The sequence below is a fragment of the Hylemonella gracilis str. Niagara R genome (genome assembly GCF_000600295.1).
In the GTDB taxonomy this organism is placed as follows: Bacteria; Pseudomonadota; Gammaproteobacteria; order Burkholderiales; family Burkholderiaceae_C; genus Hylemonella; species Hylemonella gracilis_A.
Window position 1 is genome coordinate 3372342 of record NZ_JEMG01000001.1, and the last position, 25445, is coordinate 3397786.

The following is a 25445-nucleotide window of genomic DNA, read 5'->3' on the forward strand; positions in this document are numbered from 1 at the left end:
CAGGTCTCAGGCCAGCGCCGCGCTGGCCGCGCGCACGGCGGCGCGGTAGGTGTCCTTGTGGACGTAATAGGCCATGCGCTCAAGCTGGAGGTACTTGAAGCCGCCGCTGAGGTCGGGCGCGGGTCCGCGCTTGGCGGCGTTCAGCGCCTGCGCCGCCGCCTTGCCCTCGGCCTGAGCCTTGAAATAACGCGCCACCAGTTCGGCCTGCTCATAACGCCCCTGCCAGCCGATGCCGCTGGCCTCGATCATGCCCATCACGGCCAGATTGTCGAAGCGCGGCGTGAAGATGTTGAGGTAGAGCCGCGGTGCCATGCCCTGCCAGTTGAGCAGTTCGGGCGCAATGAAGGGGTAGTGCAGGCGGTAGCCCGTGGCGCAGAGGATGAGGTCGTAGTCCTGCGCGTGGCCGTCCTTGAAGTGCACAGTGCGGCCATCCAGGCGCGCGATATCGGGTTTGACGTGGATGTCACCATGGCCCAGGTGGTGCAGGATCAGCGAGTTCACCACGGGGTGCGACTCGTACATCTTGTAGTCGGGTTTGGGCAGGCCGAAGCGCGCGGGGTCGCCCGTGAACCAACCCAACACCAGGGCGTCCATCTTCTGCTTGAGCCACACCGGCAGGCGCAGCTTGCCACCCAGAGTGTCAGCGGGCTTGCCGAAGACATACTTGGGCACGAAGTAATAGCCCCGGCGCACCGAGATGTCCACGCTGTCGGCCGCGTGCACGGCGTCCACCGCGATGTCGCAGCCGGAATTGCCCGCCCCCACCACGAGCACGCGCTTGCCACGGAACTGCTCGGCGCTCTTGTAGGCCGCCGTGTGGATGAGTTCGCCACTGAACTGCCCCTCAAACTTCGGCAGATTGGGTTCGGCCAGCGTGCCGTTGGCGATGACCAGCCCCTTGAAATCGGCACTGTGCTCACCCTGCGCGTCACGCCAGCGAATGCGCCACAGCGGAGCCGCGCCCTCACCCACCGGCTCGGCAGCCACCACCTGGGCACCAAAGCGGTAATGCTTCTGCAGATCGAAGTGCGTCCCGAAATCGATGAAGTACTGCCGCATCTCGCGGTGACTCGGGTAATCGGCCACCTCAGCCTTCATGGGAAATTCGCTGAACTCGGTCGTGGTCTTGCTGGAGATCAGGTGCGCCGATTCATAGACGGTGCTGCGAGGGTTGTGGATGTTCCACAGGCCGCCGACCTCGGTGTAGGCCTCGAAACCCTGGAAGGGCAAACCGAGTTTCTGCAGATTGCGCGCGGCAGCCAGGCCGCTGGGGCCGGCGCCGATGAGGGCAATCTGGGTGCGGGTGTCGATGGTGCTCATGGTTGGAGAGGTCAGCGTCGGGGTTAAGAAGAAGACGTGTCGTGCTGCGCAGGCAAGCCGGGGATGGCGGTGGCACCGGCCTCGCCCACGCGCGGCTTGCGCGGCTGCTTCAGCAGCAGGTGGTCGTGCCATGCGGCCGGCAGCAAAGACAAGGCGCGTGACAGCCAGCCGATGCGTCGCGGTAGCACGATGTGCGTGCACCCGCGCGCCACACCGGCCAGCAGCGTGTGCGCCGCGTCGTCGGGCTCCATGAGGCCGGGCATGGCGAAGCGGTTGCCCGCGGTCAGCGTGGTGCGCAGGTAACCCGGGCTCACCGTGTGCACACTCAGGCCCGTGCCGCGCAATTCGGCACGCAGGCTCTCCAGGTAGCGGATCAGGCCGCCCTTGCTCGCGCAATAGGCGCCATTGCCCGGCATACCACGCCAGCCCGCGATGCTGGCCACGCCCACCAAGGCACCACGCCCCGAAGTGCGCATCGCCGCGAGGTGCGGCTGGAAGGTGGTGGCCACGCCCAGCAGGTTGATCTCGAGCATGCGGCGCATCACGACCAGGTCGTCGGCCTGCGCGGTGTCAAAGCCACCGGCCACGCCCGCGTTGGCGATCAGCAGATCGGGCACGCCATGGCGCTGCGTCCAGTCCTTTGCGCACGCCAACATGGCGATGGCATCGGCCACGTCGGGCGTGTAGACCGAGCAGCGCTCGGGCGCCAGTGTGGCCAGTTCATCCAGCACCGGACGGTTCAGCCCCACCAGGGCGATGGCCGCGCCCCGGGCGATCAGCGCACGCGCCAACGCCTGGCCCAGGCCACCACAGGCGCCCGTGAGCACCGCGTTTCTGAACGGGAAGGTCATGGCAGGGTCTCCGCTTGTCGTTCTTTTGCAGCAGCATAGACTGTGCAATCCCGGAACCTCGAAAAATATCCGAATTCGTCCCGGTTACCGAAACTTCAGGCGCAATGGACAAACTGGTCCCGAGCGTTCGCCGGGCAGGTGGTGTACTGCCGGCGGAGTAAATCGCCTCAGGGCCTGTTCAGAGCCTTAAAACCGCAGGCTGATGTCCAGCCCTACCTCACTTGTGCTGTTCCTCGGTTCGATGTAGCCATCAGTCCCGATGTAGACCACATTGGAAGCGTCCATTTCCCACCAGCGATAAAAGGGGCGTATCACGAGCGGGTAACGACCGATCCTCTGCACCAGCATCAGGCTGGCTTCGCCGCCTGTCCCTTCTTGCTCATGGACCAAGCGATAGGTGCCACCACCCACCAGGGGCAACTCCGAGACATGCTCGCTCCATAGACTGCGCCTGAAATCCAGCGTCGGCACGATCTCCCATTCATCCAACTGGAATTTGTAGGAGACCCCCAGGATGGTGTAGAGCCGCTCGTTGATGCGTTTGTAGCCGCTGGGCCCGGCGTCCTGCAGGTTGTCCACGAGACGGCGATAACCCAGGCCAGCATGGAGCACGAAACCGCGCCAGAAACCCAGCTCGGCCCAAGCGCCTTGTTCGTACACCAGCGCCGTCTCGAACAGCTCCCGGCTCAGGCCGCTCAGGCCCAGTTCGCCATATTCGCCGCCTTGCAGCGCACCGATGTAATCCGCCTCGCCCTCGGCGTAGGTCATCGAAGCCTTGAGCGCCCTGCGCTGTGCGAAGTCTTGCCGCAATACAGCCTTGACGCCATACATTGACGCCGACTCCTGCATGAACTTGGAGCCATCGTCATCAAACTCCTCGTACAGCTCGTCGTGATGCGTCAGGCCGAGTTCATAGCTGACGCCGGCATGCCCCACCGGATCGGCCGCCCATGCGGCACCGGTGGTCAGGCAGGCGGCGCTCAACAACAAGCCTCGTCGCAACAACAGACATGCCACGCGACAGCCCGAGCGCCACGCCATATCAGAACTTGAACAGGTAACCCACCTTGAGGAGATTCAAGTACTCGTCCTCGTACCCCGGCATATTGGTGTAGTGGGTAAAGGAAGCCCGCAAGGCACCCGGGCCGATCTTCCAGTCATAGCCTAAGCCCAGCAGCAGACCAGATTTGCTTTCGGAATCCGTGCTCGAGTCATCGGCCACGGAGCCCGTACCGATACGCTTGTAGTCAACGTCAAACGTCGTGGAGTGCCCACCGACACGACCAAAGAACCCCGAAGCCCGCGGACGCAGCAAGACGGAGTAGTCGACGATGCGCCATGACTGCTCATACGTGTCCTTGAAGGTGCTAACGCCTGCGGTCCCCTCTGCGGTTATTTCACGGGAGAAAAAGGAAACGCCCAACTCCAAGGCAATGTTGTCATTCAATTCAAAGCCCGCAAACGGACGGATGGGAAACGCTGCTCTGTCTTCTTCCACTTCCACCGTGCTGGCACCCAGCTCATTGATGTAGTAGTCAGCCCCCTCGTCCGTCGTGTCTTCGAAAAAGGTGAAACCACCCTCCACACCCAAATAGAAGCCCGCTTGGGCGAATACAGGCCCTGCAGCTGCCACGCTCATCACAGCAGCGATCAACAATTTCTTCATGGCTGTCCTTTACAGATTGGATTTCACGGTCCGACTCAAAGACCGGGATGGGAGTCAGATTGCCTGTCCAAGCCCAACATGGCAGTTTCTTATTGGATAGCGTAACTCTGAACGCCATCCACGCCAGCGATCATGCCACTGCCCGCTCGATGGAACCGGCCACATCTGGCATGGGACAATCCCCCGATGTTTGCATTGTTCGACGAAGCCGGTAAGTTTCTCGCCGGCCGCATCCTCTCCGAAGCCGACGCCTCGCTCCAAGTGGAGCTGGACACCGGCAAGCGGGTCAAGGTCAAGGCGGCCAATGTGCTGCTGAAGTTCGAGAAACCCGCGCCGGCCGCGCTGCTGGCCGAGGCCCAGCCCCTGGCCGAGGGCATCGAGCTGGACCTGGCCTGGGAGTTCGCGCCCGAGGATGATTTCGGTTTCACCGAACTCGCCGCCCTGTACTTCCAGGACCCGCCCACATTGACCCAGCAGGCCGCCGCGCTGCTGCGCCTGCACGAGGCGCCGCATTACTTCCGGCGCGCGGGCAAGGGACGCTACAAGAAAGCACCGGCGGAGATCATCCAGCAGGCCCTGGCCGCGATCGAGAAGAAGCGCCTGCTGTTGATCCAGATCGGCGAATGGGCGCAGCAACTCGCCCAGGGCAGTTGCCCCGAGCCGATCCGCGAGCAGCTCTACAAGATCCTCTTCAAGCCGGACAAGAACGCGCCCGAGTACAAGGCCGTGGTCGAGGCGGCGCGCGCCACGCAGAAGGCGCCGCTGGACCTGCTGCAGGCGGCGGGCGCCATCGATTCGCCCTACCAGTTCCACTGGCGTCGTTTCCTGTTCGACAACTTCCCCAAGGGCTACGGTTTTCCCGCCAACCTCGTGGCGCCCGAGATCAAGGACGAATTGCCCACGGCCAGCGTGCAGGCCTACTCCATCGACGATTCGCAAACCACGGAAATCGACGACGCGCTGTCGGTGCAGGGCCTGGGCTCGGGCACGGTGACGGTGGGCGTGCACATCGCCGCGCCCGGCCTGGCCGTGCAACGCGGCGACGCCATCGACAAGCTGGGCCGCGACCGGCTGTCCACCGTCTACATGCCGGGCTACAAAATCACCATGCTGCCCGACGAGGTGGTGCAGCGCTACACCCTGCAGGAGGGCCAGGCCTGCCCCGCCGTGTCGCTCTACGTTCGCTTCAAGGAAGACACGCTGGAGTTGATGGACAGCGAAACGAAACTGGAGCGCGTGCCCATCGCCCACAACCTGCGCCATGACCGACTGGACGCCGTGGTGACGGAACAGTGGCTGAGCGATCCCAGCTTCACGCCTGCGATGGCTCCCGAGGTCGGCTCGCACGCGGCCTTGTTGACCCCCGCGCTGCGCGGGGAATTGGGCTTTCTGCACCGCCTGGCGAAACACCTCAAAGCGCAGCGCGAGATCGTGCGTGGCAAGCCGGAGACCTTCAACCGGCCGGACTACAACTTCCGCCTGCTGGGCAACGCGGGCGAGCCGCAAGGCCAGGAACAGGTACAGATCAGCGTGCGCCAGCGCGGCGCGGCGCTGGACCTGATCGTGGCCGAAGCCATGATCCTGGCCAACAGCAGCTGGGGCCAGTGGCTGGCCGAGCTGGGCGTGCCCGGCATCTACCGCAGCCAAGCCAGCCTGGCGCCTGGCGTCAAGGTGCGCATGGGCGTCAAGGCCTTGCCGCATGCCGGCATCGGCGTGCCCAGCTATGCCTGGAGCACCTCGCCGCTGCGTCGTTACACCGACCTGGTCAACCAGTGGCAGATCATCGCCTGCGCACGCCACGGTCGCACAGCCGCGCTGGCCGCACCCTTCAAGCCCAAGGACGCGGAACTGTTCGCCATCATCAGCGCCTTCGACGCGGCCTACACCGCCTACAACGGCTACCAGGCCACCATCGAGCGCTACTGGACCCTCAAGTACCTCGCGCAGCAAGGCATCACCGAGCTGGACGCCACGGTGTTCAAGGACAACCTGGCGCGCGCTGACACCCTTCCTCTGGTGCTGCCCGTTCTGGGCACCCAAGGCCTGCCGCGCGGCGCGCGCGTGCGGGTGAAGCTGGGCGCCGTCGATGAAGTGGCGCTGGACGTGAGTGGCACGGTCATCGCGCGCTTGGATGCCGACACCGCCGCAGCCGAAGGCGACGCCGACCCTGCCGAGGGCGAGGACGACGACACCCTGGCCGCCGGCCCCATCGCCATCGCGGTGGATGTCAACGAGGCCCCCGCCCACGCCGAGGCCAACCCTGGGGCCAGCGGAGCCTGAGGGCTGCCCCGGCGCGGCCCTGCGGCGATAATCCGGCCCCGTGAATTCCCGCCTGTTCCCATCCATGCGGCTCCCCACTTTTCAGCTCAACACCTTGCAGTGGGCCCTGGGCGTGTCCCTGGGCCTGCACGCCGTGCTGTTGACCGTGCGCTTTGTCGCACCCGAAGCCTTTGACCGCGCCTTCCGGGACACACCGCTGGAAGTCATCTTGGTCAACGCGCGCAGCGAAGAAGACGACGCACGCGACGAGGACGCCCAGGCCATCGCCCAAAGCAAGCTGGCCGGTGGGGGGGAGCTCGAGACCGGACGCGCCACCAGCCCGCTGCCCGCCACCCAGATCGACCTGCAAGGCGACACCCTGGACCAGGAAACCAGCGAACAGCTCCAACGCCTGCAAGCACAGCAGAACCTGCTGCTGGCCCAGGTGCGTGCCCAGCTGGCCAGCCTGCCCGCGCCAGCGCCGCAGAGTGAGGCCGCGGGCAGCGCCAACACCGCCCAGGAAGAAAAACGGCGCCTGCTGCTCAAACAGCTGGCCGAGATCGAGCGCCGCATCCAGCAGGACAGCGCCCGCCCGCGCAAGCACTACATCGGCCCGGCCACGCGCGAAGCAGCCTACGCCCAGTATTACGACCGCCTGCGCCGCGCCATCGAAGCCAAGGGCACGGCCAACTTCCCGAATGTGAACGGGCGCAAGCTCTATGGCGAGCTGACCATGGCCCTCACCGTGGACACCCAAGGTCGCATCGTCAGCGCCGAAGTGGCGCAAAGCTCCGGCGACCGCGAACTGGACCGGCGCGCCCAGGCCATCGCCCAGGCGGCCTCGCCCTTTGGCAGCTTCACGCCCGCCATGCGCAAGCAGGCGGACCAGATCGTGGTGGTCTCGCGCTTCCGTTTCGCGCACGACGCCACGCTGCAGACCCAGGTGAGCAACGCGCCCGCGCGCTGAGCCGCGATGCGCCCTGAAGGACAAACGCACGGATGCTGAAAGGACTGCTGCGAAGGCTGCGCCCCGGACGCCAGCGCGCTGGCGCGCGCGGCGACGAGCCGGTCTTCGATCAAACCCGCCTTGAGCCGCATCCCGAATCCAGCCCCTCCCTGTTGCACGCGCTGAATGAGCAACCCACCAACGAAGCCGCAACGCCCGCACCGCCCCTGGGCGATGCCCAAGCTGGCGGCCCATCGAGCAGCAGGTTTGCCCATCGCCAGCACGCCATCCAGCGCCCCGCCCCCAACCATCGATCCCCACCTGCCATGCGTGGCCTCCTGTCCCTGCCCCTGCAAGCCCTCTGGCGCTGGCTGGCCCTGCTGTTGATCGCAGGGCTGGCGCTGCAGCTCTTCTTCCTCGCGCGCATCGTGCTGATGACTCGCGTCGACCCGCAATCCACCGCCTTCGAACGCTCGGAGCTGTTCCGTCTTTGGCAGGAAAGCCGCCCCACCTCGCCCGCTGCGGCGAATGGCAAGAAGGCGGTCGTGCGCAAGCCCAAACCGCTGCGCTGGCGCCAGCAGTGGGTGGACTACGAGCGGATGTCCACGCACCTCAAGCGCGCCGTGATCGCCTCCGAGGACGATGCCTTCGCCAGCCACTCCGGCGTGGACTGGGACGCTCTGCAGGAAGCCTGGATGCGCAACGCGGCCGCCCAGGCGCGCGCCGAGAAGCTGGCCCAGCGCTCCGCCGCACAGCGCACCACCCAGCAGGCGGTGCGCCAGCCCAAAGTGGTGGGCGGCTCCACCATCACCCAGCAATTGGCGAAGAACTTGTTCCTGTCCGGTGAACGCACCTTGCTGCGCAAGGGGCAGGAGCTGGTGCTGACGCTGATGCTCGAGGCCGTGCTGGACAAGCGACGCATCCTGGAGATTTACCTCAACCACGTCGAATGGGGCGAAGGGGTGTTTGGCGCGCAGGCCGCCGCCCAACGCTATTACGGTAAGAATGCCTGGCAACTCGGCCCCGAGGAAGCGGCCCGCCTGGCCGTGATGCTGCCGCGCCCGCGCTTCTTCGAGAAGCTGCCGAACTCCGCCTACCTGGCCGAACGCGCGAGCGTCATCGAATCCCGGTTGTGGTTCGCGCAGTTGCCGCAGTGAAACCCGCCACCTGCCCTGCGCCATGACCACGCCAACGCCACTGCGCATCCTGGGCATCGACCCGGGCCTGCGCACGACGGGCTTCGGCATCATCGAGGCGCGGGGCCAGCACCTGCACTACATCGCCAGCGGCACCATCAGCACCGCCAAGCAGGAACAGGGCAATCTGCCTGCGCGGCTGAAAGTGCTGTTCGACGGCGTGAACGAGGTGGTGGCGCGTTACCAGCCCGAGCAGGCGGCGGTGGAAATCGTCTTCGTCAACGTCAACCCGCAATCCACCCTGCTGCTGGGCCAGGCACGCGGCGCCTGCCTCACAGCCCTGGTCGCCTGCAATCTTCCGGTGGCCGAATACACGGCCCTGCAGATGAAACAGGCCGTGGCCGGCCACGGCCGCGCGGCCAAGGCCGAGGTGCAGGCCATGGTGCAACGCCTGTTGAAACTGCCCGGCCTGCCGGGGCCGGACGCGGCGGATGCACTGGGCCTGGCCATCACGCAGGCCCATGCGGGCTTGACCCTGGCGCGCCTGGGCGCGGCCTCGCCCCTGTCACGCAAGACCAGCGGCCGCTACCGGGACGGGCGCGGGCACTGATCCTCCGCGCCCTCAAGCCCGCCAGAAGTTCAGCATCGCGCGCTTGACCTCCTGCGAACCTTGCGCGGCGCCGCTCTCGGGCACGCTGTCGCGCGCGCGGTCGTTGACTTTCTCCAGCAGCTCGCGCAGTCGTTCGTCGGCATCGTCGCCCAGGCCGATCCAGGCGCCCTTGGTCAGCGTGATGTGCGCGGCCTCCACGCTGCCCGCGCCCGCACACAGGATGGCGCGGGTGGGCGCGTCGGCGCAGGCCAGCACCAGCATGGCGGGCACCACGGCCTCGGGCTTGAGCGCGCGCAGCACCACGTCGGGCATCAGGCCCTCGGTCATGCGCGTGGCCGCCGTGGGCGCCAGGCAGTTGACCCGGATGTCGTTTTTCGCGCCTTCCAGCGCCAACGTCTGCATCAAGCCCACCAGGGCCATCTTGGCCGCGCCGTAATTGCTCTGGCCAAAGTTGCCATACAGGCCGCTGGACGAGGTCGTCATCACGATGCGGCCATAGTTCTGAGCGGCCATCACGGGCCAGACGGCCTGCGTGCAATGCACCGCGCCCATGAGGTGCACGTCCAGCACCAGGCGGAAATCCGTCAGGTCCATCTTGGCAAAGGTCTTGTCGCGCAAGATGCCCGCGTTGTTCACCAGGATGTCCACGCGGCCCCACGCCTCCACTGTCTGTCGCACCATGGCCTGCACGGCATCGACATCGGTCACGGAAGCGGCATTGGCCAGGGCCTCGCCCCCCGCCGCTCGAATCTCGTCCACCACGGCCTGCGCCGAGCTGACCGAGGCGCCGCTGCCATCGCGCGCGCCGCCCAGGTCATTCACCAGCACTTTTGCGCCGCGCCGGGCCAAGGCCAGCGCATGTTCACGCCCCAGGCCGCCGCCCGCGCCGGTCACGATGGCCACCCGGCCCTTGAAATCGATCATGCGGCTTCTTTCAGCTCGAAGCTGGTCGTGACCTCCGCCGTCTTGGCCAGCATGATGGTGGCCGAGCAGTACTTGTCGTGGCTGAGCGCGATGGCGCGTTCCACCGCCGACTCCGGGATGCCTTTGCCCGTCACGGTGAAATGCAGGTGGATCTTGGTGAAGACCTTGGGGTCGGTCTCCGCGCGCTCGCTCGTCAGCTTGACCGTGCAGCCGCGCACGTCATGGCGCCCACGCTTCAAGATCAGCACCACGTCGTAAGCCGTGCAGCCCCCCGTGCCGGCCAGCACCGTCTCCATGGGGCGAGGCGCCAGGTTCTGACCGCCGTTTTCGGGCTTGGCCGCGTCCGGCGCACCGTCCATCATCAACACATGGCCGCTGCCCGTTTCCGCCACAAAACCCATGCCCGAACGCGTGCCGCTTGCGCCCGTCCAGCTCACCGTGCATTCCATCGCTTGTTTCCTTGTCAAAATGGGGGTTTGAAATGGGGTTCACGCCCCTGCCTTGCGTTGACGCGAATTATCCCTGCGCCACCGCCCTGCCCGCGCAACCCCCAGCGGACAGCCCTGGTCCCACCGACGTCTCTTTGAGCAGAAATCGCCCCACGCATGAAAACCGGAACCGCCCAACCCCGCGCGCAACGCCCCCTGACCCCCGCCGACTACCTGCAGAAAATCCTGAATGCCCGCGTCTACGACGTGGCGGTGGAAACGTCGCTGGACAAGGCCAAGACCCTCAGCCGCCGCCTGCACAACACCGTGCTGCTCAAGCGCGAGGACCAGCAGCCCGTGTTCAGCTTCAAGCTGCGTGGGGCCTACAACAAGCTGGCCAACCTCACGCCCGAACAATTGAAGAAGGGCGTGATCTGCGCGTCCGCCGGCAACCATGCGCAGGGCGTGGCGCTGGGCGCGCACAAGCTGGGCACGCGCGCCGTGATCGTGATGCCGACCACCACGCCGCGGGTCAAGATCGAGGCGGTGCGCGCGCTCGGTGGTGAAGTGGTGCTGCACGGCGACAGCTACTCCGACGCCTACGCCCATGCGATGGAGCTGCAGAAGAAGAACGGCCTCACCTTCGTCCACCCCTTCGACGACCCCGACGTGATCGCGGGCCAAGGCACGGTGGCCATGGAAATGCTGCGCCAGCACCAGGGGCCGCTGGACGCGGTCTTCGTCGCCATCGGCGGCGGCGGACTGATCGCGGGCGTGGCTGCCTACATCAAGACCGTGCGGCCCGAGGTCAAGGTGATCGGCGTGCAGACGCAGGATTCCTGCGCGATGATGCAGTCGGTCAAGGCCGGCAAGCGCCTGATGCTGCCCGACGTGGGGCTCTTCTCCGACGGCACGGCCGTCAAGCAGGTGGGCGAGGAAACCTTCCGCCTCGCCAGGAAACTGGTGGACGGCTACATCACCGTGGACACCGACGCGGTGTGCGCCGCCATCAAGGACGTTTTCGTCGACACACGCTCCATCGTGGAACCCGCTGGCGCGCTGGCGGTGGCGGCCATCAAGCAGTACGTCGCCGAGCACAAGACCAAGGGGCAAACCTACGCGGCCATCCTCTGCGGCGCGAACATGAACTTCGACCGCCTGCGCTTCGTGGCCGAGCGCGCCGAGGTGGGGGAAGCGCGCGAAGCCCTGTTCGCCGTCACCATGCCCGAGGAACGCGGCAGCTTCCGCCGCTTCTGCGAAGTCGTGGGCCAACTGCCGGGCGGGCCGCACAACGTGACTGAATTCAACTACCGCATCAGCGACGCGAAAAAGGCGCATGTGTTCGTGGGCTTGACCACCAGCGCACCCGGCGAGAGCAGCAAGATCGCGACCAACTTCAAACGGAACGGCTTCACCACCCTGGACATCTCGCACGACGACCTGGCGCAGGAACACCTCCGCCACCTCGTCGGTGGCCGTTCGGCACTGGCCAAGGACGAGCGTCTGCTGCGCTTCACCTTCCCCGAGCGGCCAGGCGCCCTGCTCAAGTTCCTGAGTCTGATGCAGCCCAACTGGAACATCAGCCTCTTCCACTACCGCAACCAGGGTGCGGACTATGCACGCACCCTCGTGGGCCTGCAAGTGCCCAAATCAGACGACAAAGCCTTCAAGCAGTTCCTCGCCACGCTGGGGTATTCCTACATCGACGAGACGCTCAACCCTTCCTATCAAATGTTCCTGCAGGCGTGAGCAGGAGCCTCTGCTTTTTTTTGTTCCGAGCAATTAAAGTCGAAAACAGGTAAATAAAGTCGAAAACAAGGAACTAGGTTTTATGCGGCCTAGCGGGGCGCCGCCGGTTTTCTGCTGAAGTCGAAAACAGGCCCCTAGCATTGGTGCGGCCTAGCGGGCGTTTATGACGCCTGTTGGTCGACTGCTCTATGTGAGGTTTTCGGGTGAATTGCCCATTTTCGGGCAGTACCCGGGGCAAACCTGGGTGGCCAAGTCTGGCCGCGATCGCTACACCACACTCTTCGCCAAAGCGATGGCAGCTCCAGGCTGGTTGCAGTCATACAACAAGTGCTCGCGAATAGACGCTGTCGCCAAAAGCGGTCGCAAAGCTTGCTGATCCTGGAGACCGATCGTCGCTGAACTGTTGTCGCTCGGCCACTGCTCAAGCAAACCTCGCTGCTACCGTATGCTTCTATACATGGGCATATTTCTTAAATTGGTTCGAGACCTTTACCGAACACCATGGACGTTGCGGTCAGCAATCAAGCGGGATGAAGCGGCGTGGTTTGCGCAGAACATCCATAGGCGTCGTCTTGACTTCTCCAGGTTGGAGCGAGATCTACTGTTTGCTGGCGAGCACCCCTTGCGGTTCTCTCTCTCGCTTCTCGCGCTGCAGATTGCATTGCTCGTGTTCGTGTCGATGCTCCCGCCAGAGTGGTTCGTGCCCGCCTGGTTCAACTGGAAAGCTTCAGAGCAGCTTACGCATTTCACTACCGTCTGGACCATCCAGGCCACGCTGGCAGCGCTGGTGTACCCGATCGTGATTTCCTTCGTCGCCGTGTACCTGCAACGCCGGCCGGCAGCGGAGGCTTTCATTCACCTCTACATGCTCGATTCAGGAGCGCTTGCGGCGGGCCTGTCTTCCCTTGCTCTGGTGGTCGTAATGGGTCTGCAGTACTTGATGCTGAGCACATGGGGAACGGAGTCGTTGCCGGGTTGGGCGACAATCGACACGGCCTGGTTCGTCCTCAATGCGGCGCTGACGACCTTCTTTCTGTTCCGAACCGTAGAGTTCCTCCGGCCGGAGGTGCAAGCCAGGGTTATTCAGCGCTACACCGTCAATGTGGCCCTGCCCAGAGACGTGCAGCGCTTGAATTCCTTTCAGTTGCTGGCTGGTGGCATTGCCAAAGGCTGGTTTCCAGTGCCATCGTATGGCGATGACAAGGCGCCCGAGGGGCCGCGCCTGCAGATCGGCTGGTCTGGTTTTCGCGAAGGAGCCGTGCAGGGTGAATTGCATCTGCAGTCGCAAATGCGCCTCGTCGATGTGCGAATATGGCTGGTCCGGTTGGTCGTGGGTGCGTGGTATCGCAAGGCGCTGACATGGTCCCGGCCGGAGAAGACCAAGTCGTTCGGTGTCGACAAGTCGTGGCCGCTGCTGACCTTACCCATGAGACCAGGTACCCCTTGCGAAGGTGATTTTCCCTTGGCACGGGTTTCGGACGGCCCGGCGCTCGTCAGTTGGCAACGGCTGTTGCTGAGGTGGTCAGTGGTGTTTCGCCGTACTTCACATGAGAGGTACGGCATCCGGGTTCAAGCCATTCTTGATGAGCTTGCTGCTGACGCTCGAAGCGCGGCGGCCAAGTCCGACAACGAGGGGTTCGAGCGCGCCTATAGTGCGCTTGTCGACTTGCACGGACTGCTGCTGGCTGCCTGTCTGGACAAGACCGAATCCGGCGAGCAAGGCAGCTGGGCCATGTTGCCGGACACAGAGAAACTCTTCTTCAGTCGCGCGTTGCACGAAAACTGGAGTGAGGCCTACAGGGGCGTCTTTCAGGCTGCTATAGATGGCATGGGTCGGGACCCGCGGCCGCTGCGCCGCTTGTGCCACCTCCTTCAACACCTGGATGGCGACGAGCTTCGTGCGTCGCCCGTCGAGATTCGGGAACATCTCCTGCAAATGCCGCCGCTCATGATGTACCAGCTCAGCAACTGGTGGGCGTTCAGGGTCGAAGACCAAGGGATTTTCGAGCACAGTCACAAACAGATGGTGATGTTGCGGCCGCCACTCAACCGAGTCTATGAGGAGGTTCTCTCCACTTTCGTCGCGGGATGGGAGAACGGAAGGCCTGACAAACCCCGGCGAAGTCGCGATGCGCAGGAGGTGAACTGGGCCGCTATGCCGGTGCTCGCCCGATTGAACGTTATGCACATTGAGGAGACGGCCCGGATGCTGCTCGCTGCTGTGCTGCGCGGCGACCAAGCTGCCGCAGAGTGGTTGGCGGATGTGCTGAGCAAATGGTGGGGCACGCTGGATTTCGATCACGGGCCCTACCAGCTCTACGACAAGACCGCATTCATCACCGTCGACGATTTGAAACTGGATTGGCCAGCCTTTTGCGCCAAGTTCGGTCTGGAAAGCGCTGACGATGAAGCGCAGGAGCGACTGAGGCCCGAGTTGCAGCAGGGCGCCTTTCAGGCAGCCCTGCGAAATTACTGGACCGATGTGCGCCTCCTCTCAATAGAGCTGATGCTTGACTGGGTTCGCGCCGTTCCGGTCGCAACGGCCGGCAGTTCGTTGGCGTTCGAGATTGCCTCTGGTTTCCTTACAGGCAAGCAATGGAAAACGGGCGGGCAGGCGGTCGATGCGCTCAGTGACCTTTCGCCGCCCGAGTACCTCGTAGCGAAGGTGCGACAGTTCGCTGCTTCCGGCGAGTTGCGTGGAGGCTATGTGGGAAGGCTGGATCGCTTCGTCGAACGGGTGAAGGACATGCGCAGACCCAACATGGTCAGCTCTCGTGTGTACTCGTTTGGCGGCGCAGACGACGTGGAGTCGCTCCAGAAGTCTCAGTTGGAACTGCTGGTGGTGCTGGCCAACTCAGACTGGGGTTTGCCTCGTTCATTGCAGCATCAGCTGGATGTCTGGTTCGACCCTCGCGTCGACCAGTACAGCAGCATCGAGATACTTCGAAGCCGCCTGAATAACTGGCTTGCTCGGCTGGGTGAGCAGCCTGGCCTGTCGGTGGATCACATTGACCTTCTGAAGGACCGCGGCAGGCCCGGCGTAACTGCGCAGGCAGCTATCGAGTACGTGAGGACAGGCCTCCTGGCAGCACAGCAGGCGTTGGATGTGCGACGTGAGGAGACTTTGGCTGCTCAGCCGATCGACCCGAATCGACTTCTGGAAATCGGGCGCTTCGCATCGTCAACTGGGTTTGACAAGGAAAAGGGGCGCTTCCCTATTCACCTATTCCCGATCGGAAGCATGGCCGAGACTCTGGAGGACTTCACCATCTCCTTCACGCAGATCCGCCGAGGTGAACTGACGCAGATGCAAATGGAGCAGCGCGCAGTCAACGAGGAGGAGTATTTCGCCGACGCGATGGCGCAGCAGGTAGCAATCGTTGTGTTGCGTGATGTTCTGCATCGATCAGACATCAAGGAGGTTGCAGTCCACGACTCCGCGGCCTACTGGAAGGCGCTGAAGGAGGAATCACAGAAGATCTTGGCAAAGGGAGGAATTCCCATCCTTTTGCTGGACAACTCAACCCGCCCCGACTGGGTATGGGACTGGCAACACTCCGACTTTGGTACAGAGCACAAGCGACCGCATGATCTGCAGGTCCGTCGCCGCGAAGGCCAAGGTGCCGGATACCTCTGCGATTTCAACGACATCGAGGTCTTTGTAGCACCTTTGCCGATCGGGCAGTCGATCCTGCTTTCTCGGGAGGCATTCCGCGCTTTGACTTTTACCAACTATGGCAACGATCTCTTTGTGAAGGTCGAGGTGGATGAGTTGAATGGCACCAAGAACCTCGTTGACCTCAAACTCACATTCTCGCGAAAGGTTGAAGTCGGTGAATCGCGCGTAGTTCGGCTCGTCTATGCCTAATCGTAGATAAGTGCCATCGCACGGGGCCTGTGGAGTTGACGCTGCAGCGCGGTCCAGGTAGCAAGTACCAACGACCGCATGACGCCAGTTAGCGTGAGTTCGCCAGTTGAGGAGCGCCGACCGCAACCGCTGCGGAGCAGCCTCTCAGATCAAGCCGAGCGCTCTGTAAGGATTGTTTTCGACTTTGCAACGACAGTCCCTAAAATCAATAGGCCGCAAAGCCGCGCCAATGCTAGAGCCTTGTTTTCGACTTTAATTGCACAGAACAGTTTGGCCACTCTCAGGAGGGACACATGGCCAACTTATGGAGCAGCGCCCAACTTGTAATGCAGACTTTGCTCTGGACATTACGTTGGGCGGCATAAACACATAGCAAGGACGTTCACTTATGTCATTTCAGTCCGAAACCGGTGTCATCCGCTGGAACATGCACTTCAATTCACCGATGGCCAAGGTCTACTCTGCCCTCTCTACGGATGAAGGCCGGGCGAGCTACTGGGCAGAGTCGGCGCCGGAAGTCGACGGAAAGATCACTTTCCATATTCTTGGCTACGAGCCATTTTCCGGGAAAGTCCTGAAAATGGCCGCCCCTTCGTTGTTCACAGTCGAGTACTTCGGAACAATCGTCGAGTTCTCGCTACGCGACGATGGCCAAGGCGGAACTGATCTCTCGTTGGTCGCCACACAAGTTGATGAGGCAATTCGCATGGAAATGGTAGCGGGATGGGTGTCCGTGCTTATGGCCATGAAAGCTGCGGTGGACTATGGAGTGGATCTTCGGAATCACGATGAATCGAGGGCTTGGGCTGGTGGTTTCGCTGACAACTGATATGCCACCCAACAATTCGGAGAAGTACAAAACGTAGCTCAAGCTTGAGGTAGTCAATGCGTCGCAGGCCCCAGGATCAGCCGGCGTCTGGGCGGTTCGACTGTCACGTACCGCTGCGGCAGCGCCAGCTCCGCCACGGGTTCGAACGCTGCTACGCAAGCATCCACCCGCAGATGCATTTTTTCAAGCATGACCTTGATTTCAGGATTGCGCTCGACGAGCAAGGACATGCCATCGATGCTCATGGCGGCACCCCACTTGCCAAGTTGAAAGCTGGCCCGTGCCAAGTCCATGACGTCTCCGTGCTCCGCGCAGTGGGACACACGCATCAGCGGCTGTTTCGCCGCGAGAATGCTGACGAGCGAGCCATCTTCCGCGACCAGCACGTCCCCGCCGCGCAGTGGCCGTTCGTCGGACAACGATACGTGCACCGTGTCACCGCATGAACTCGCGGCGGAAAAGCTCGGCAGACGCCGGATATCCCACGCAAGCTCCAGCTTGCGCCCCCGCTCAATCAAGGGTCTGGCCAGGCCTTTGCCCTGACGTACGACTTTCGAAGCCTTGATCACAGCTTGGATCACCATGGCGTTTAGTCCCCCGCAGGTGAGGGCACGGACTGCCCACGCCCCTCGTGTTGCCCAATCCGACGGGCCGCATGCACACCGAGCAGCGTCATGAGCGCCGCAACCAGCACCAAAGCCAGGAGCGCGCCGACCGGCACCTGCTCACGCGACGCCACCGCCTTGAACTGCGGCAGCCGGGCGAAGTCTTCGGCCTCAAAGCGCGTTTCATTGAACAGATAGGGGTAGTAGAAATCGCGCAGCTGCGCATGAAACGCGGCCACCGCGTCCTGGTAGCTCAGTTGCGCCAACAGGTCGGTCGCGGCAGCGCGGTGGAGCACGGATTGCACGCCCACGCCAGGCAGCACCCAGCCCAAGCGGTCGGTCCAGTGCTGGCGCGCCACCATGCCCTCACGGTACGCCCTCACCTGCTGCGCAACGCTCTCATCCCCCAGTTGCTGGAAGGCGTAGTACCACTTCCAGTGAAAGCCCTCCGGGAGTGGCGCGGTGTGCTGCCATTGAGGATGAGTATGAAAGAACTGCTGCATGGTGTCCTCGCGCGGCAGATCCCAGGCGCCGTGCACGGACTGCCGTTGCGCGAGCATGAGCTCCACCCCCTGGCGCACGGGAACGGCTTGCACCAGCACGGCATTGCCCAGGGTGGGAAGCACCAAGGTGAGCACGGTCCAGCATCCCATGAGGGCGGTGGCGTTGACCATGGAGCTGCCGCCCCGTGACGCGACGATCAGAGCGAGGCCCGTCCAGAAACCCACATAGGCGCAGACGGTGGCCAGCACCAGGGCTGAGGCGGCCACGGACATGGCGCTGACCCAGGCGCCGACCAGCATGGGCAGCGCCAGGCAGGTGAACACGAGCACGGCACGCAGCAAGGCGCGCCGCAGCCACAGGCGTCGTCCGACACCGGGCAAGGCCTGCAGCGTGCCCAGCCGCCCCGCATGCCGCTCGCCCGACACCAGGTCATACAGCAGCGCAATCAGGAACAAGGGGGCCAGATAAACGAGCACAAAGGCGAAATCGAAACGTCCGGCCAGCGCCAGCTCGGGGTTGAACACCTCGCCCTCGTGCAACTGTGCCTGCAGCGCGAGCGCGCGCACGCGCAGCACATAAGGCGCCGTGTCGCGCAGGCCCAGGGCCAGGAAGGCCGCGGGGGCTGGCTCGTCCCAGGTGCCGAGAAAGGTGTAGTAAGCGACCGAACCGGGATCGCCCTTGGGCGCCAGCTTGGCCTGTTGCGCCGCCAGTTCCTGCCGCTGCAGCTCAGCCAGGTGGGTCAGGGTCTGCTGTTGGCGGGAGACTTCCCGCAAACCCGAAGCCACGGCCAGCGCGGACAAAAGCAGCAAGAGCAACACGCTGCCCAGGGCCAGCCGCGAACGACTCAAAAGACGCCACTCGTGCACCAGCCAGTTCATCGCGCACCTCCCGCCAGGCGCCGGGCGACGAAGGCCAGCAAGCCCGCGAGCCCGAGCAGCCAGGCCAGCAAGACGCCGGACATGGGCAGCGCGCGGCGCAGGGTGGCGGATGTCGCCTCGGGTTCGAAGCGGAAATCCGCGATGCCCTGCCAATGCGCCTTGTCGATGCGGCCCGAGAGGCTGCCCTTGTCGGTCGCGAAGTTCAGTTTCTCCGCCTGCAGTCGATTGAGCCGCTGCACCAGCTCATAACGATGGCTTTCGGCCTGCTCCAGGAAGCGGCGATAGGCATGCAGGTCGGTGCCGGCCGCGATCATCGAAACACGGCGCAGGGCGATCACCGGGCTGACCAGCGAGAACGCGTCCACCCGGTTCAACTGCGCCTGCTGGAGCCCGAAACTCTCCTTGGCGTAGCGGTCGAACAAGGCGCTCGTGAGTCGCTCGCCTTCCATGCCCAGTATGCCTTTGTAATTCACGGGCAGATCCTCGACGCGGGTGACACCGTATTGCGCCAGCACCTTCTTGCGAAACTCGCCGAAATAAGGGTCATCTGGATTGTGGCTGTCGCCCATGGCGGCCAGGTCCCGTGCCACGGCAATCTCTGTTTCGATGCGCGTGGGCAGGGGCAGCGTGGACGCCACCAGCTCGGGCGCCAGTCGGGGCACCAGCACCACGGTCAAGGCCCAGATCGCCAGCAGGAAGATCAGCGCATCCCGTCCGCGCCTGGCCAGCGTGGAGATCACCGTCACGCAGACCACCCAGAGGGCGAGCCACAAACCGTAGGCCAGCAGCATCACCAGGACAAGGCTGAGCGGTGCGGACGTGGCGGTGGCCACAGCAGCCAACGCCAGAGCAGCGGGGGCCAGCAGGAGCAAGGCCACGCCCGCCAGGGCCAGCAGCTTGCCCGCGACCAGCTGGCCTGGCTGCACACCCTGCGCCAGCAGCAGGCGCAGTGTTCCCGCTTCGCGCTCGCGCGCCACGGCCGCGTGGCCGAGGAAGATGAGCAGCAGGGGAACGGTGATCTGGAGCACGAAGGCCGGCGTCAACTGGCCGAAGCGCAACATCAGCGAGGACTGCCGCACGTCGCCGAAGTTGGCGCTGTTCTGGCGGTGGCCCTCCAGGAAGAGCGTGTGACCGGTATAGGGGTCGATGCCGGAATCAAAGGCGGCCAGCGGATTGATCGGCCTGAACGCGAAGTGCCCGTAGTGCACCATGCGGTGAGGATGCCGGTCAGGCTGTGCCTCGAATTCATGATCCACCTGTGACTGGTAGCGCATCCGATCGGCATGCGCCGCGCGGCGCTGCTCCCAGGCGGTCAAGGCGGAAGCCAGGGTCAAGACCAGGAGCAACAGCAGCCCGATGACCGCGACCCGGTCTCGCAGCAGCAGTCTCCACTCCTCGCTGGCAATGCGGACCACCGGGCTCATCGCAAGGCCTCCGCGCCAGCGTAATACCGGTGCAACGCGGGCACGTCAAAACGCTCCGGCCCAGCGCCAGCGGCGACCTGCAGGGCCAATCGGCCATCGCGCAGGAAGCTGATGCGATCGACGATGTCCGCCGCACCCAGCAAGTCATGCGTGACCATGAGGATGGCCACCCCCTGGCTACGCAGGGCAGCGAGCAGATGGTTGAACTCCGTGGCAGCTTGAGGATCGAGACCGGAGGTCGGCTCATCCAGCAGCAAGGCCGGGACCTTGCGCGCGAGCGCAAGTGCGATCGAAACCTTCTGCCGCATCCCCTTCGAAAAACCCGAGACGCGGCGGCCGTGCGCCGCCCTGTCCAGGCCCGCGGCGCAAAGCGCTGCGCCGATGGCCAGGGCATCGGCGGGTTGCTCAGCCAAATGCAGCAGATAAGCGACGTTCTCGGCCGCGCTCAGATGCTCGTACAAGGCCACGTTTTCCGGGATGTAGGCCAGCTGGCGCCGGGCCGCCACAGGCTGCGTGGCGGGATCCACGCCATGGACGCGGACTTCACCGCTGCGCGGCTGGACGAAACCCAGCAGCAGATTGAGCGTGGTGGTTTTGCCGGCGCCGTTAGCACCCAGCAGGGCATGTATCTCCCCCGCCTGGATGGCGAGGTCCAGGCCCCGCAGTATCACGGTGTCGCCATAACCAGCAACGACGCCACGAATGTCCAGCACGGCCGCGCGGGCAGCAGAAGGTGATGCGTTCATTGGGGTCTCAGGCATGCTCAAAACTTCGCCTGCATGCCGACCGTGATGGTGCGCGGCGCACCCGGCGTGACCCAGACGCGGCTGTAGGAACTGGTGTAGTAGGTCTCGTCGAACAGGTTATCGACGTCCATCGTCAGGCGCACCGAAGAGTTCAGGCGCCAGTAGCCCACCAGCTTGGCCGTCGTGTAGGCTGGAAGATTGAATTCCGGCGTACCCGCGTCCGCTTCGGCCTGGGTGCGGGCCTGTCCCAGCCGCTCGCCGACATAGGTCACGCCCCCCCCGATGCCATAGCGTTGTCCATTGGCAAAGTTGTCCTCGTAGACCGTCAGCAGGCTGCCATTGACCCGAGGCACGTTCAGCAGGCGTTCGCCCTCCTCTAGGGTGTTGTCCTTGGTGATTTCCACGTCGTTCAGCACCAGGCTCGCATTGACACGCAAGTTGCGGGTCACCTGTCCGGCAAAGTCCAGTTCCGCTCCCCGGCTGCGGACTTCCCCCGCCGCGATCGAGGAACCGGCGTTGTCCGGATCGGCAGTCAGCACATTGCTTTTGCGGATATCGAAGAGCGCGGCCGTCACCCCGATGCGCTGGCCCTCGTTTTCCCATTTGGTGCCCAGCTCGAAGGCCTTGCCGACTTCCGGATCAAAACCCTGTCCATCAACGTCCACGCCTGAGTTCGGTCGGAAGGATTGACCTGCATTCGCATAGACCGTCCATTGCTCCGAAGGCAGCCAACTGAGCCCCACTCGGGGCGACGTCGAGGAAGGGTCTTGCTTCGTCGTGGTGTTGGTTCTGCGGTTCTCCAGGGTCTGCTCGTAGTTGTCCACGCGCACGCCCGCGAGCACGCGCCACTGCGGCGCCAGCTTGATCGCATCCTGCACATAAAACGCCGTGTTGCGCTGTTCTTCCAGCGTGTCGGTGTTGGCCACCGGTGTCGCTTGGGCCTGACCGTACACAGGGCTGTAGATGTTGATCGCGTACGGATTGCCCGCACTCGGGTTGGCGCGCAACATCACCGAGTCCATTTCAAACCGGAAGGTCTCCACGCCCAGCAGCAATTCGTGTTCGACGGTCCCGGTATTCACGATGCCCTGAATTTCGGCCTGTAGCGCGATGTCTTCAGACGCATAGTCCCTATAACGGCGCTGCCGCCACAGATCACCATTGGCCTGCAGGGACGTCGGTTCGCTCGAATAGCCTTCGATCGAGGTTTCCCGGTAGGACAGCCCGAGGCGACTGCGCCAGGTTTCCACCCAGGCCTGGGAGAGGATCAACTGGTGGGTGCTGTTGTCGACCTCCACATCGCCATCGGACGGCTCGCCCAGAAACCGGCTGCGCGGAATCTTGCCGAGCTTGTTGTCGACCGCCACCACGCCGCGATCCAGCGGCGTCTCGTGGTGGATGACCTCGCCCACGTACTCGAGCATGCTGTCGCGACTGAGTTTCCAGGTGAACGCCGGCGCGATAACCTGGCGCTTGGCGTCCACATGGTCGCGAAAGCTGTCGCGGTCCTCGACCGCCACGTTGAGCCGGTACGCGACGTTGTCGCCTATGGGGCCCGTGGTATCCAGCGCGCCACGCTTGAGTCCATAACTGCCGACATACCCCTCAACCGAATTGGCCGTGGTCCACAGTGGACGCTTGGACACGACGTTCAAGGTGCCACCTGGCTCACTGCTGCCGTACAGGGCGGCCGCCGTGCCCTTGAGAAATTCGATGCGCTCGACGCCTGCCAGGTCGCGCGGCGCGTTGAATCCACGATTGGACGAAAAGCCATTGAGCAAGGTCGCCATGCCGGTGTTCTCGTTGCCGGGAAGACCGCGGATGGCGATGTTGTCCCAGAGGCCGCCGAAGTTGTTCTGACGCGAAACACCACCGACGTAATCCAGCACGTCGTCGAGCTTTGTGGCCCCCAGATCGTCGATGGCCTGCCGGGTGATGACACGCACCGACTGCGGCAACTCGCGCAAGGGCAGATCGGTCTTGGCTCCGGCGGCCTCTTCCGCGTGATAAGCGCCCGACGCCGTGCGGCCGACCACTTCGACCGTCGCGAGCGTGGGCAACGAAGTATCACCGGCGGTCTGGGCGCCCACCATGGAGGCATGGAGAGAAGCGATGGTCAGAGTCAGCCAGCTTGGCGACAGGAAACCTGGACGATGGAGCGACGAAGAGAAAGTCATGGTCATTGGAGGCTGCAAGAGGAATCAGACGCAAGAGGTGGTGTTTTTATTTCAGCTCTAATTATATTGCTAACTCATTATCATTAATAATCGAGAGCGGCAGCTCAATATGAAGCGCCCCCATGCAAGCAACGCCGATGCCTCCGAGCCGGTGCTCACTCGGCGCAACCATGAACCCTGGTTGGCTTGCTGTCCGGCACCCCATGTCCTGGGTTGAAACCTGGTTTGACGCGATTCTCGAATATGCATATCATGCTATTCATTCAAATCCAAGGAATCATCGTGACAACGGATATCGTCAAGGAACTCGGCCATTTGAGTCTTGGTACACGCCTCAAGCGCATCGGCGAGACCTTGCAAGCGCAGACGCAAGCGGTACTCTCGGCGCATGGCTTCGATCAACCCGCGGCCTACTTCCCGCTGCTCGCGGCGCTGGACCGGTTGGGCGCCTTGAGCGTGGGCGAACTGAGTCAGGCGGTGGGCGTCAGGCAGCCAGTCGTCACACGGTCCTTGAGCGGACTGGAGGGCGATGGCCTCGTGCAGTCGGAAACGAGCGAGGAAGATCGGCGGGTGCGCCGCGTCGGCCTGAGCCGCAAGGGACGCACCCTGGTGCAACGCGCCAAGGGTGAGGCTTGGCCAGCCATCGAGGCCTGCGTGGCCCAGGCCTGCGCAGGCTTGAAGGGTGATCTGCTCGCCCAACTCACCGCGCTTGAGCAGGCGCTGGCGGAAAGACCACTGCTGCAACGGGCGCAGGAGGCATGAGCGTGTCCGACCTTGACCGACCTGTATGGGCCAGTTTGCGAGACCAGCCGCATTGGGGCCTGGGTGGTGCGCGTGCGCGGCGGTTTCATCCTGACATCCATCGCTTCGCGGCAACACCCGACGAGACCCCCGACAGCCTGGCCGCGCTGCACGCGCTGGTGCAAGCGGGCGACGACAGCGTCTACCTAGCGCAGGTACCGCCAGTCATGGTGCCATCCGGCCTGGAGGTGGTGAAAGCGGCATCGGCCGTGCAGATGGTTGCGTCGCGCCGTCTGGACGCGGACGACAACGTGCAGGTACTGGATGATGCCGATGCGCCTGAAATGCTTGCCCTCGCACAGCTGACCGAACCCGGCCCTTTCCTCGCACGAACGCACACCATGGGTCGCTTCATTGGCCTGCGCATCAATGGTCAACTGGCCGCGATGGCCGGGGAGCGCATGCGCTTCGCGGGGCATGTCGAGGTCAGCGGTGTCTGCACCCACCCCGATTTCCGTGGTCGCGGTCTGGCACGGCGACTATCGGCTGCGGTGACAGCCCATATCCAGCATCGCGGCGCGCTGCCATTCCTGCACGCCTGGACAACAAACACCGCCGCGATCTCGCTCTACGAGAGCCTGGGCTACAAGATGCGCGCAACGGTGAATATCGCGTTGCTCCGACGCGGCCCAGCCTGAGGGCGCTTGGCTTGCCCTCCACCATCAGCATCAAGCCAAACTGCTGAACGAGTTCGGCTTGAATGAGTGGCTGGATCAGAGCGCCGCGTCCTTGAGCTTCTTCAGCGCACGAGCCTTGATGCGCACCGTGGCGGGCTTGGCGGCGAACACCTGTTCTTCTTTCGTGAACGGGTTGATGCCCTTGCGCTTGGGCTTGGCGGGCACCTTTTGCACGCCGATCTTGAGCAGTCCGGGCAGTGTGAATTCGCCTGCGCCCTTCTTGTTGATTGCGCCCAGGACGGTCACCTCCAATGCGGCCAGCACGGCCTTGACGGCCTTGGGCTCGACACCCGACTGTTCAGCCAGGTGGCTGGCCAGGGCGCCCTTGGTGAAGGTCTCCTTGATGGGACGCACCGCGACAGCGATGGGGGCTTTCGCGGCTTTCTTCGCTGCGGGACGGGTACTCTTCTTTGCAGTTGCCATTTTCTTGAACTCGGTTGTTGTAAAGGGGATGATTCGCGCAACGCAACATGGATGCGGTGTTGCACGACCCCTGATTTTATCGAAGGGGTGGACTAGTGCATCGTCCCCCCGGGTGGGCGCTTTTACCTGAAGGAACCACGCACGACACCCACAGTCAGTCGTATCGACGCAGACCCTCGCCTGACAGCACCATGAGAAGATCGCTTGCATCCGCCTCCATCCCCAACAGCCCGCCAGACCCTGCGATCAGCGCCACCATGTCATCCCGAGCAATTCAGAAACTCCAAGGCAGTTGCCACTGCGGCGCGGTCCGCTTTGAAATCGAGACCGATTTCCCGGAACTGACCACCTGCGACTGTTCCATCTGCAAGAAGAAGAACGCTCTCATGGTCAAAGTGCATGAGAGCAACTTCCGCCTCATTGCGGGCGCAGAGGCCCTCACGGAGTACCAGTTCCACACCAAAACAGCCCGGCACTACTTCTGCAAGGTGTGCGGGATCTATCCCTTCCACCGCAAGCGGGTGACACCCGACAACCTGGGCATCAATGTCCACTGCCTCGATGGGGCAAACATCGAAGGTGTGCCGGTTCGCCGCGCGGTTGGCGCCGCAATGCCGTAAGCAA

The 25445-nt window shown here is 63.7% G+C and carries 22 protein-coding genes; 10 read left to right on the forward strand and 12 right to left on the reverse strand.

All coding sequences use genetic code 11. The annotated features are described in order from the left end of the window. Positions 1-6: 6 nt before the first annotated feature. The 4 genes from AZ34_RS15350 to AZ34_RS15365 all read right to left on the reverse strand — a co-directional run bounded on the left by AZ34_RS15350 (position 7) and on the right by AZ34_RS15365 (position 3837). Positions 7-1320 (reverse strand): flavin-containing monooxygenase, encoded by a 1314-nt coding sequence (locus AZ34_RS15350; RefSeq protein WP_155831838.1) that lies wholly within the window; start codon positions 1318-1320, stop codon positions 7-9. Positions 1321-1343: 23 nt separating this feature from the next. Next, entirely contained in the window at positions 1344-2171 is an 828-nt protein-coding gene (locus tag AZ34_RS15355; RefSeq protein ID WP_035609644.1) for an SDR family oxidoreductase, read from the reverse strand. 186 nt (positions 2172-2357) lie between these two features. After that, positions 2358-3155 (reverse strand): hypothetical protein, encoded by a 798-nt coding sequence (locus tag AZ34_RS15360; protein ID WP_155831839.1) that lies wholly within the window; start codon positions 3153-3155, stop codon positions 2358-2360. A 58-nt stretch (positions 3156-3213) separates the two neighbouring features. Beyond that, positions 3214-3837 carry an outer membrane beta-barrel protein gene (locus AZ34_RS15365; RefSeq protein ID WP_035609646.1) on the reverse strand — a complete coding sequence of 208 codons (624 nt, stop codon included), beginning with the start codon at positions 3835-3837 and terminating at the stop codon, positions 3214-3216. 186 nt (positions 3838-4023) lie between these two features. On the opposite strand from AZ34_RS15365, the gene AZ34_RS15370 reads away from it, so the two are divergent. The 4 genes from AZ34_RS15370 (at position 4024) to ruvC (ending at position 8788) form a co-directional block, all read left to right on the forward strand. After that, the gene (locus AZ34_RS15370) at positions 4024-6117 is read left to right on the forward strand and encodes a ribonuclease catalytic domain-containing protein (RefSeq protein WP_035609649.1); all 2094 of its coding nucleotides are present in this window, start codon (positions 4024-4026) and stop codon (positions 6115-6117) included. A gap of 64 nt (positions 6118-6181) precedes the next feature. After that, on the forward strand, positions 6182-7063 hold the full coding sequence (locus tag AZ34_RS15375) for an energy transducer TonB (RefSeq protein WP_035609652.1): 882 nt from the start codon (positions 6182-6184) through the stop codon (positions 7061-7063). A 329-nt stretch (positions 7064-7392) separates the two neighbouring features. Continuing rightward, the gene (locus tag AZ34_RS15380; RefSeq protein ID WP_035611933.1) at positions 7393-8199 is read left to right on the forward strand and encodes a transglycosylase domain-containing protein; all 807 of its coding nucleotides are present in this window, start codon (positions 7393-7395) and stop codon (positions 8197-8199) included. Between the two features lie 40 nt (positions 8200-8239). After that, the gene (gene ruvC / locus AZ34_RS15385) at positions 8240-8788 is read left to right on the forward strand and encodes a crossover junction endodeoxyribonuclease RuvC (RefSeq protein ID WP_035611934.1); all 549 of its coding nucleotides are present in this window, start codon (positions 8240-8242) and stop codon (positions 8786-8788) included. Between the two features lie 12 nt (positions 8789-8800). On the opposite strand, the gene AZ34_RS15390 is transcribed toward ruvC, so the two are convergent. Further along, positions 8801-9712 carry an SDR family NAD(P)-dependent oxidoreductase gene (locus AZ34_RS15390; RefSeq protein ID WP_035609655.1) on the reverse strand — a complete coding sequence of 304 codons (912 nt, stop codon included), beginning with the start codon at positions 9710-9712 and terminating at the stop codon, positions 8801-8803. Then, positions 9709-10161: an OsmC family protein gene (locus AZ34_RS15395; protein WP_035609658.1), complete on the reverse strand. Its 453-nt coding sequence runs from the start codon at positions 10159-10161 to the stop codon at positions 9709-9711. The genes AZ34_RS15390 and AZ34_RS15395 overlap by 4 nt, the downstream gene beginning before the upstream one ends. 156 nt (positions 10162-10317) lie before the next feature. Here AZ34_RS15395 and ilvA point away from each other — a divergent pair, with 156 nt between their 5' ends. From ilvA to AZ34_RS15410, 3 genes are all read left to right on the forward strand, one after another. Beyond that, a complete protein-coding gene (ilvA, locus tag AZ34_RS15400; RefSeq protein WP_035609660.1) occupies positions 10318-11889 on the forward strand; it encodes a threonine ammonia-lyase, biosynthetic in 1572 nt (523 codons plus the stop codon). Positions 11890-12511: 622 nt separating this feature from the next. Beyond that, positions 12512-15757: a hypothetical protein gene (locus AZ34_RS15405; protein ID WP_155831840.1), complete on the forward strand. Its 3246-nt coding sequence runs from the start codon at positions 12512-12514 to the stop codon at positions 15755-15757. A gap of 388 nt (positions 15758-16145) precedes the next feature. Then, positions 16146-16586: an SRPBCC family protein gene (locus AZ34_RS15410; protein ID WP_081767253.1), complete on the forward strand. Its 441-nt coding sequence runs from the start codon at positions 16146-16148 to the stop codon at positions 16584-16586. Positions 16587-16639: 53 nt separating this feature from the next. Here AZ34_RS15410 and AZ34_RS15415 read toward each other — a convergent pair whose 3' ends face one another. From AZ34_RS15415 to AZ34_RS15435, 5 genes are read right to left on the reverse strand one after another with little or no spacing between them, the layout of a single operon-like run. Beyond that, positions 16640-17170, reverse strand: coding sequence for a hypothetical protein (locus AZ34_RS15415; protein WP_051509926.1), 531 nt, complete (start codon positions 17168-17170; stop codon positions 16640-16642). Between the two features lie 5 nt (positions 17171-17175). Then, positions 17176-18573, reverse strand: coding sequence for a DUF3526 domain-containing protein (locus AZ34_RS15420; protein WP_035609667.1), 1398 nt, complete (start codon positions 18571-18573; stop codon positions 17176-17178). Next, a complete protein-coding gene (locus AZ34_RS15425) occupies positions 18570-19997 on the reverse strand; it encodes an ABC transporter permease (RefSeq protein WP_035609669.1) in 1428 nt (475 codons plus the stop codon). The genes AZ34_RS15420 and AZ34_RS15425 overlap by 4 nt, the downstream gene beginning before the upstream one ends. Beyond that, positions 19994-20743, reverse strand: coding sequence for an ABC transporter ATP-binding protein (locus AZ34_RS15430; protein ID WP_035609672.1), 750 nt, complete (start codon positions 20741-20743; stop codon positions 19994-19996). Before AZ34_RS15430 ends, AZ34_RS15425 begins: the two co-directional genes overlap by 4 nt. 17 nt (positions 20744-20760) lie before the next feature. After that, on the reverse strand, positions 20761-22920 hold the full coding sequence (locus tag AZ34_RS15435) for a TonB-dependent siderophore receptor (protein ID WP_035611936.1): 2160 nt from the start codon (positions 22918-22920) through the stop codon (positions 20761-20763). Between the two features lie 252 nt (positions 22921-23172). Between AZ34_RS15435 and AZ34_RS15440 the strand changes: the two genes are divergently transcribed. Both AZ34_RS15440 and AZ34_RS15445 read left to right on the forward strand, forming a co-directional pair. Then, on the forward strand, positions 23173-23682 hold the full coding sequence (locus AZ34_RS15440) for a MarR family winged helix-turn-helix transcriptional regulator (RefSeq protein ID WP_051510204.1): 510 nt from the start codon (positions 23173-23175) through the stop codon (positions 23680-23682). Continuing rightward, the gene (locus tag AZ34_RS15445; protein WP_035609675.1) at positions 23679-24359 is read left to right on the forward strand and encodes a GNAT family N-acetyltransferase; all 681 of its coding nucleotides are present in this window, start codon (positions 23679-23681) and stop codon (positions 24357-24359) included. The genes AZ34_RS15440 and AZ34_RS15445 overlap by 4 nt, the downstream gene beginning before the upstream one ends. 75 nt (positions 24360-24434) lie before the next feature. Here AZ34_RS15445 and AZ34_RS15450 read toward each other — a convergent pair whose 3' ends face one another. After that, positions 24435-24821: an HU family DNA-binding protein gene (locus tag AZ34_RS15450; RefSeq protein ID WP_035609677.1), complete on the reverse strand. Its 387-nt coding sequence runs from the start codon at positions 24819-24821 to the stop codon at positions 24435-24437. Positions 24822-25078: 257 nt separating this feature from the next. Between AZ34_RS15450 and AZ34_RS15455 the strand changes: the two genes are divergently transcribed. Then, the gene (locus AZ34_RS15455) at positions 25079-25441 is read left to right on the forward strand and encodes a GFA family protein (protein WP_231495550.1); all 363 of its coding nucleotides are present in this window, start codon (positions 25079-25081) and stop codon (positions 25439-25441) included. Positions 25442-25445: the final 4 nt, after the last annotated feature.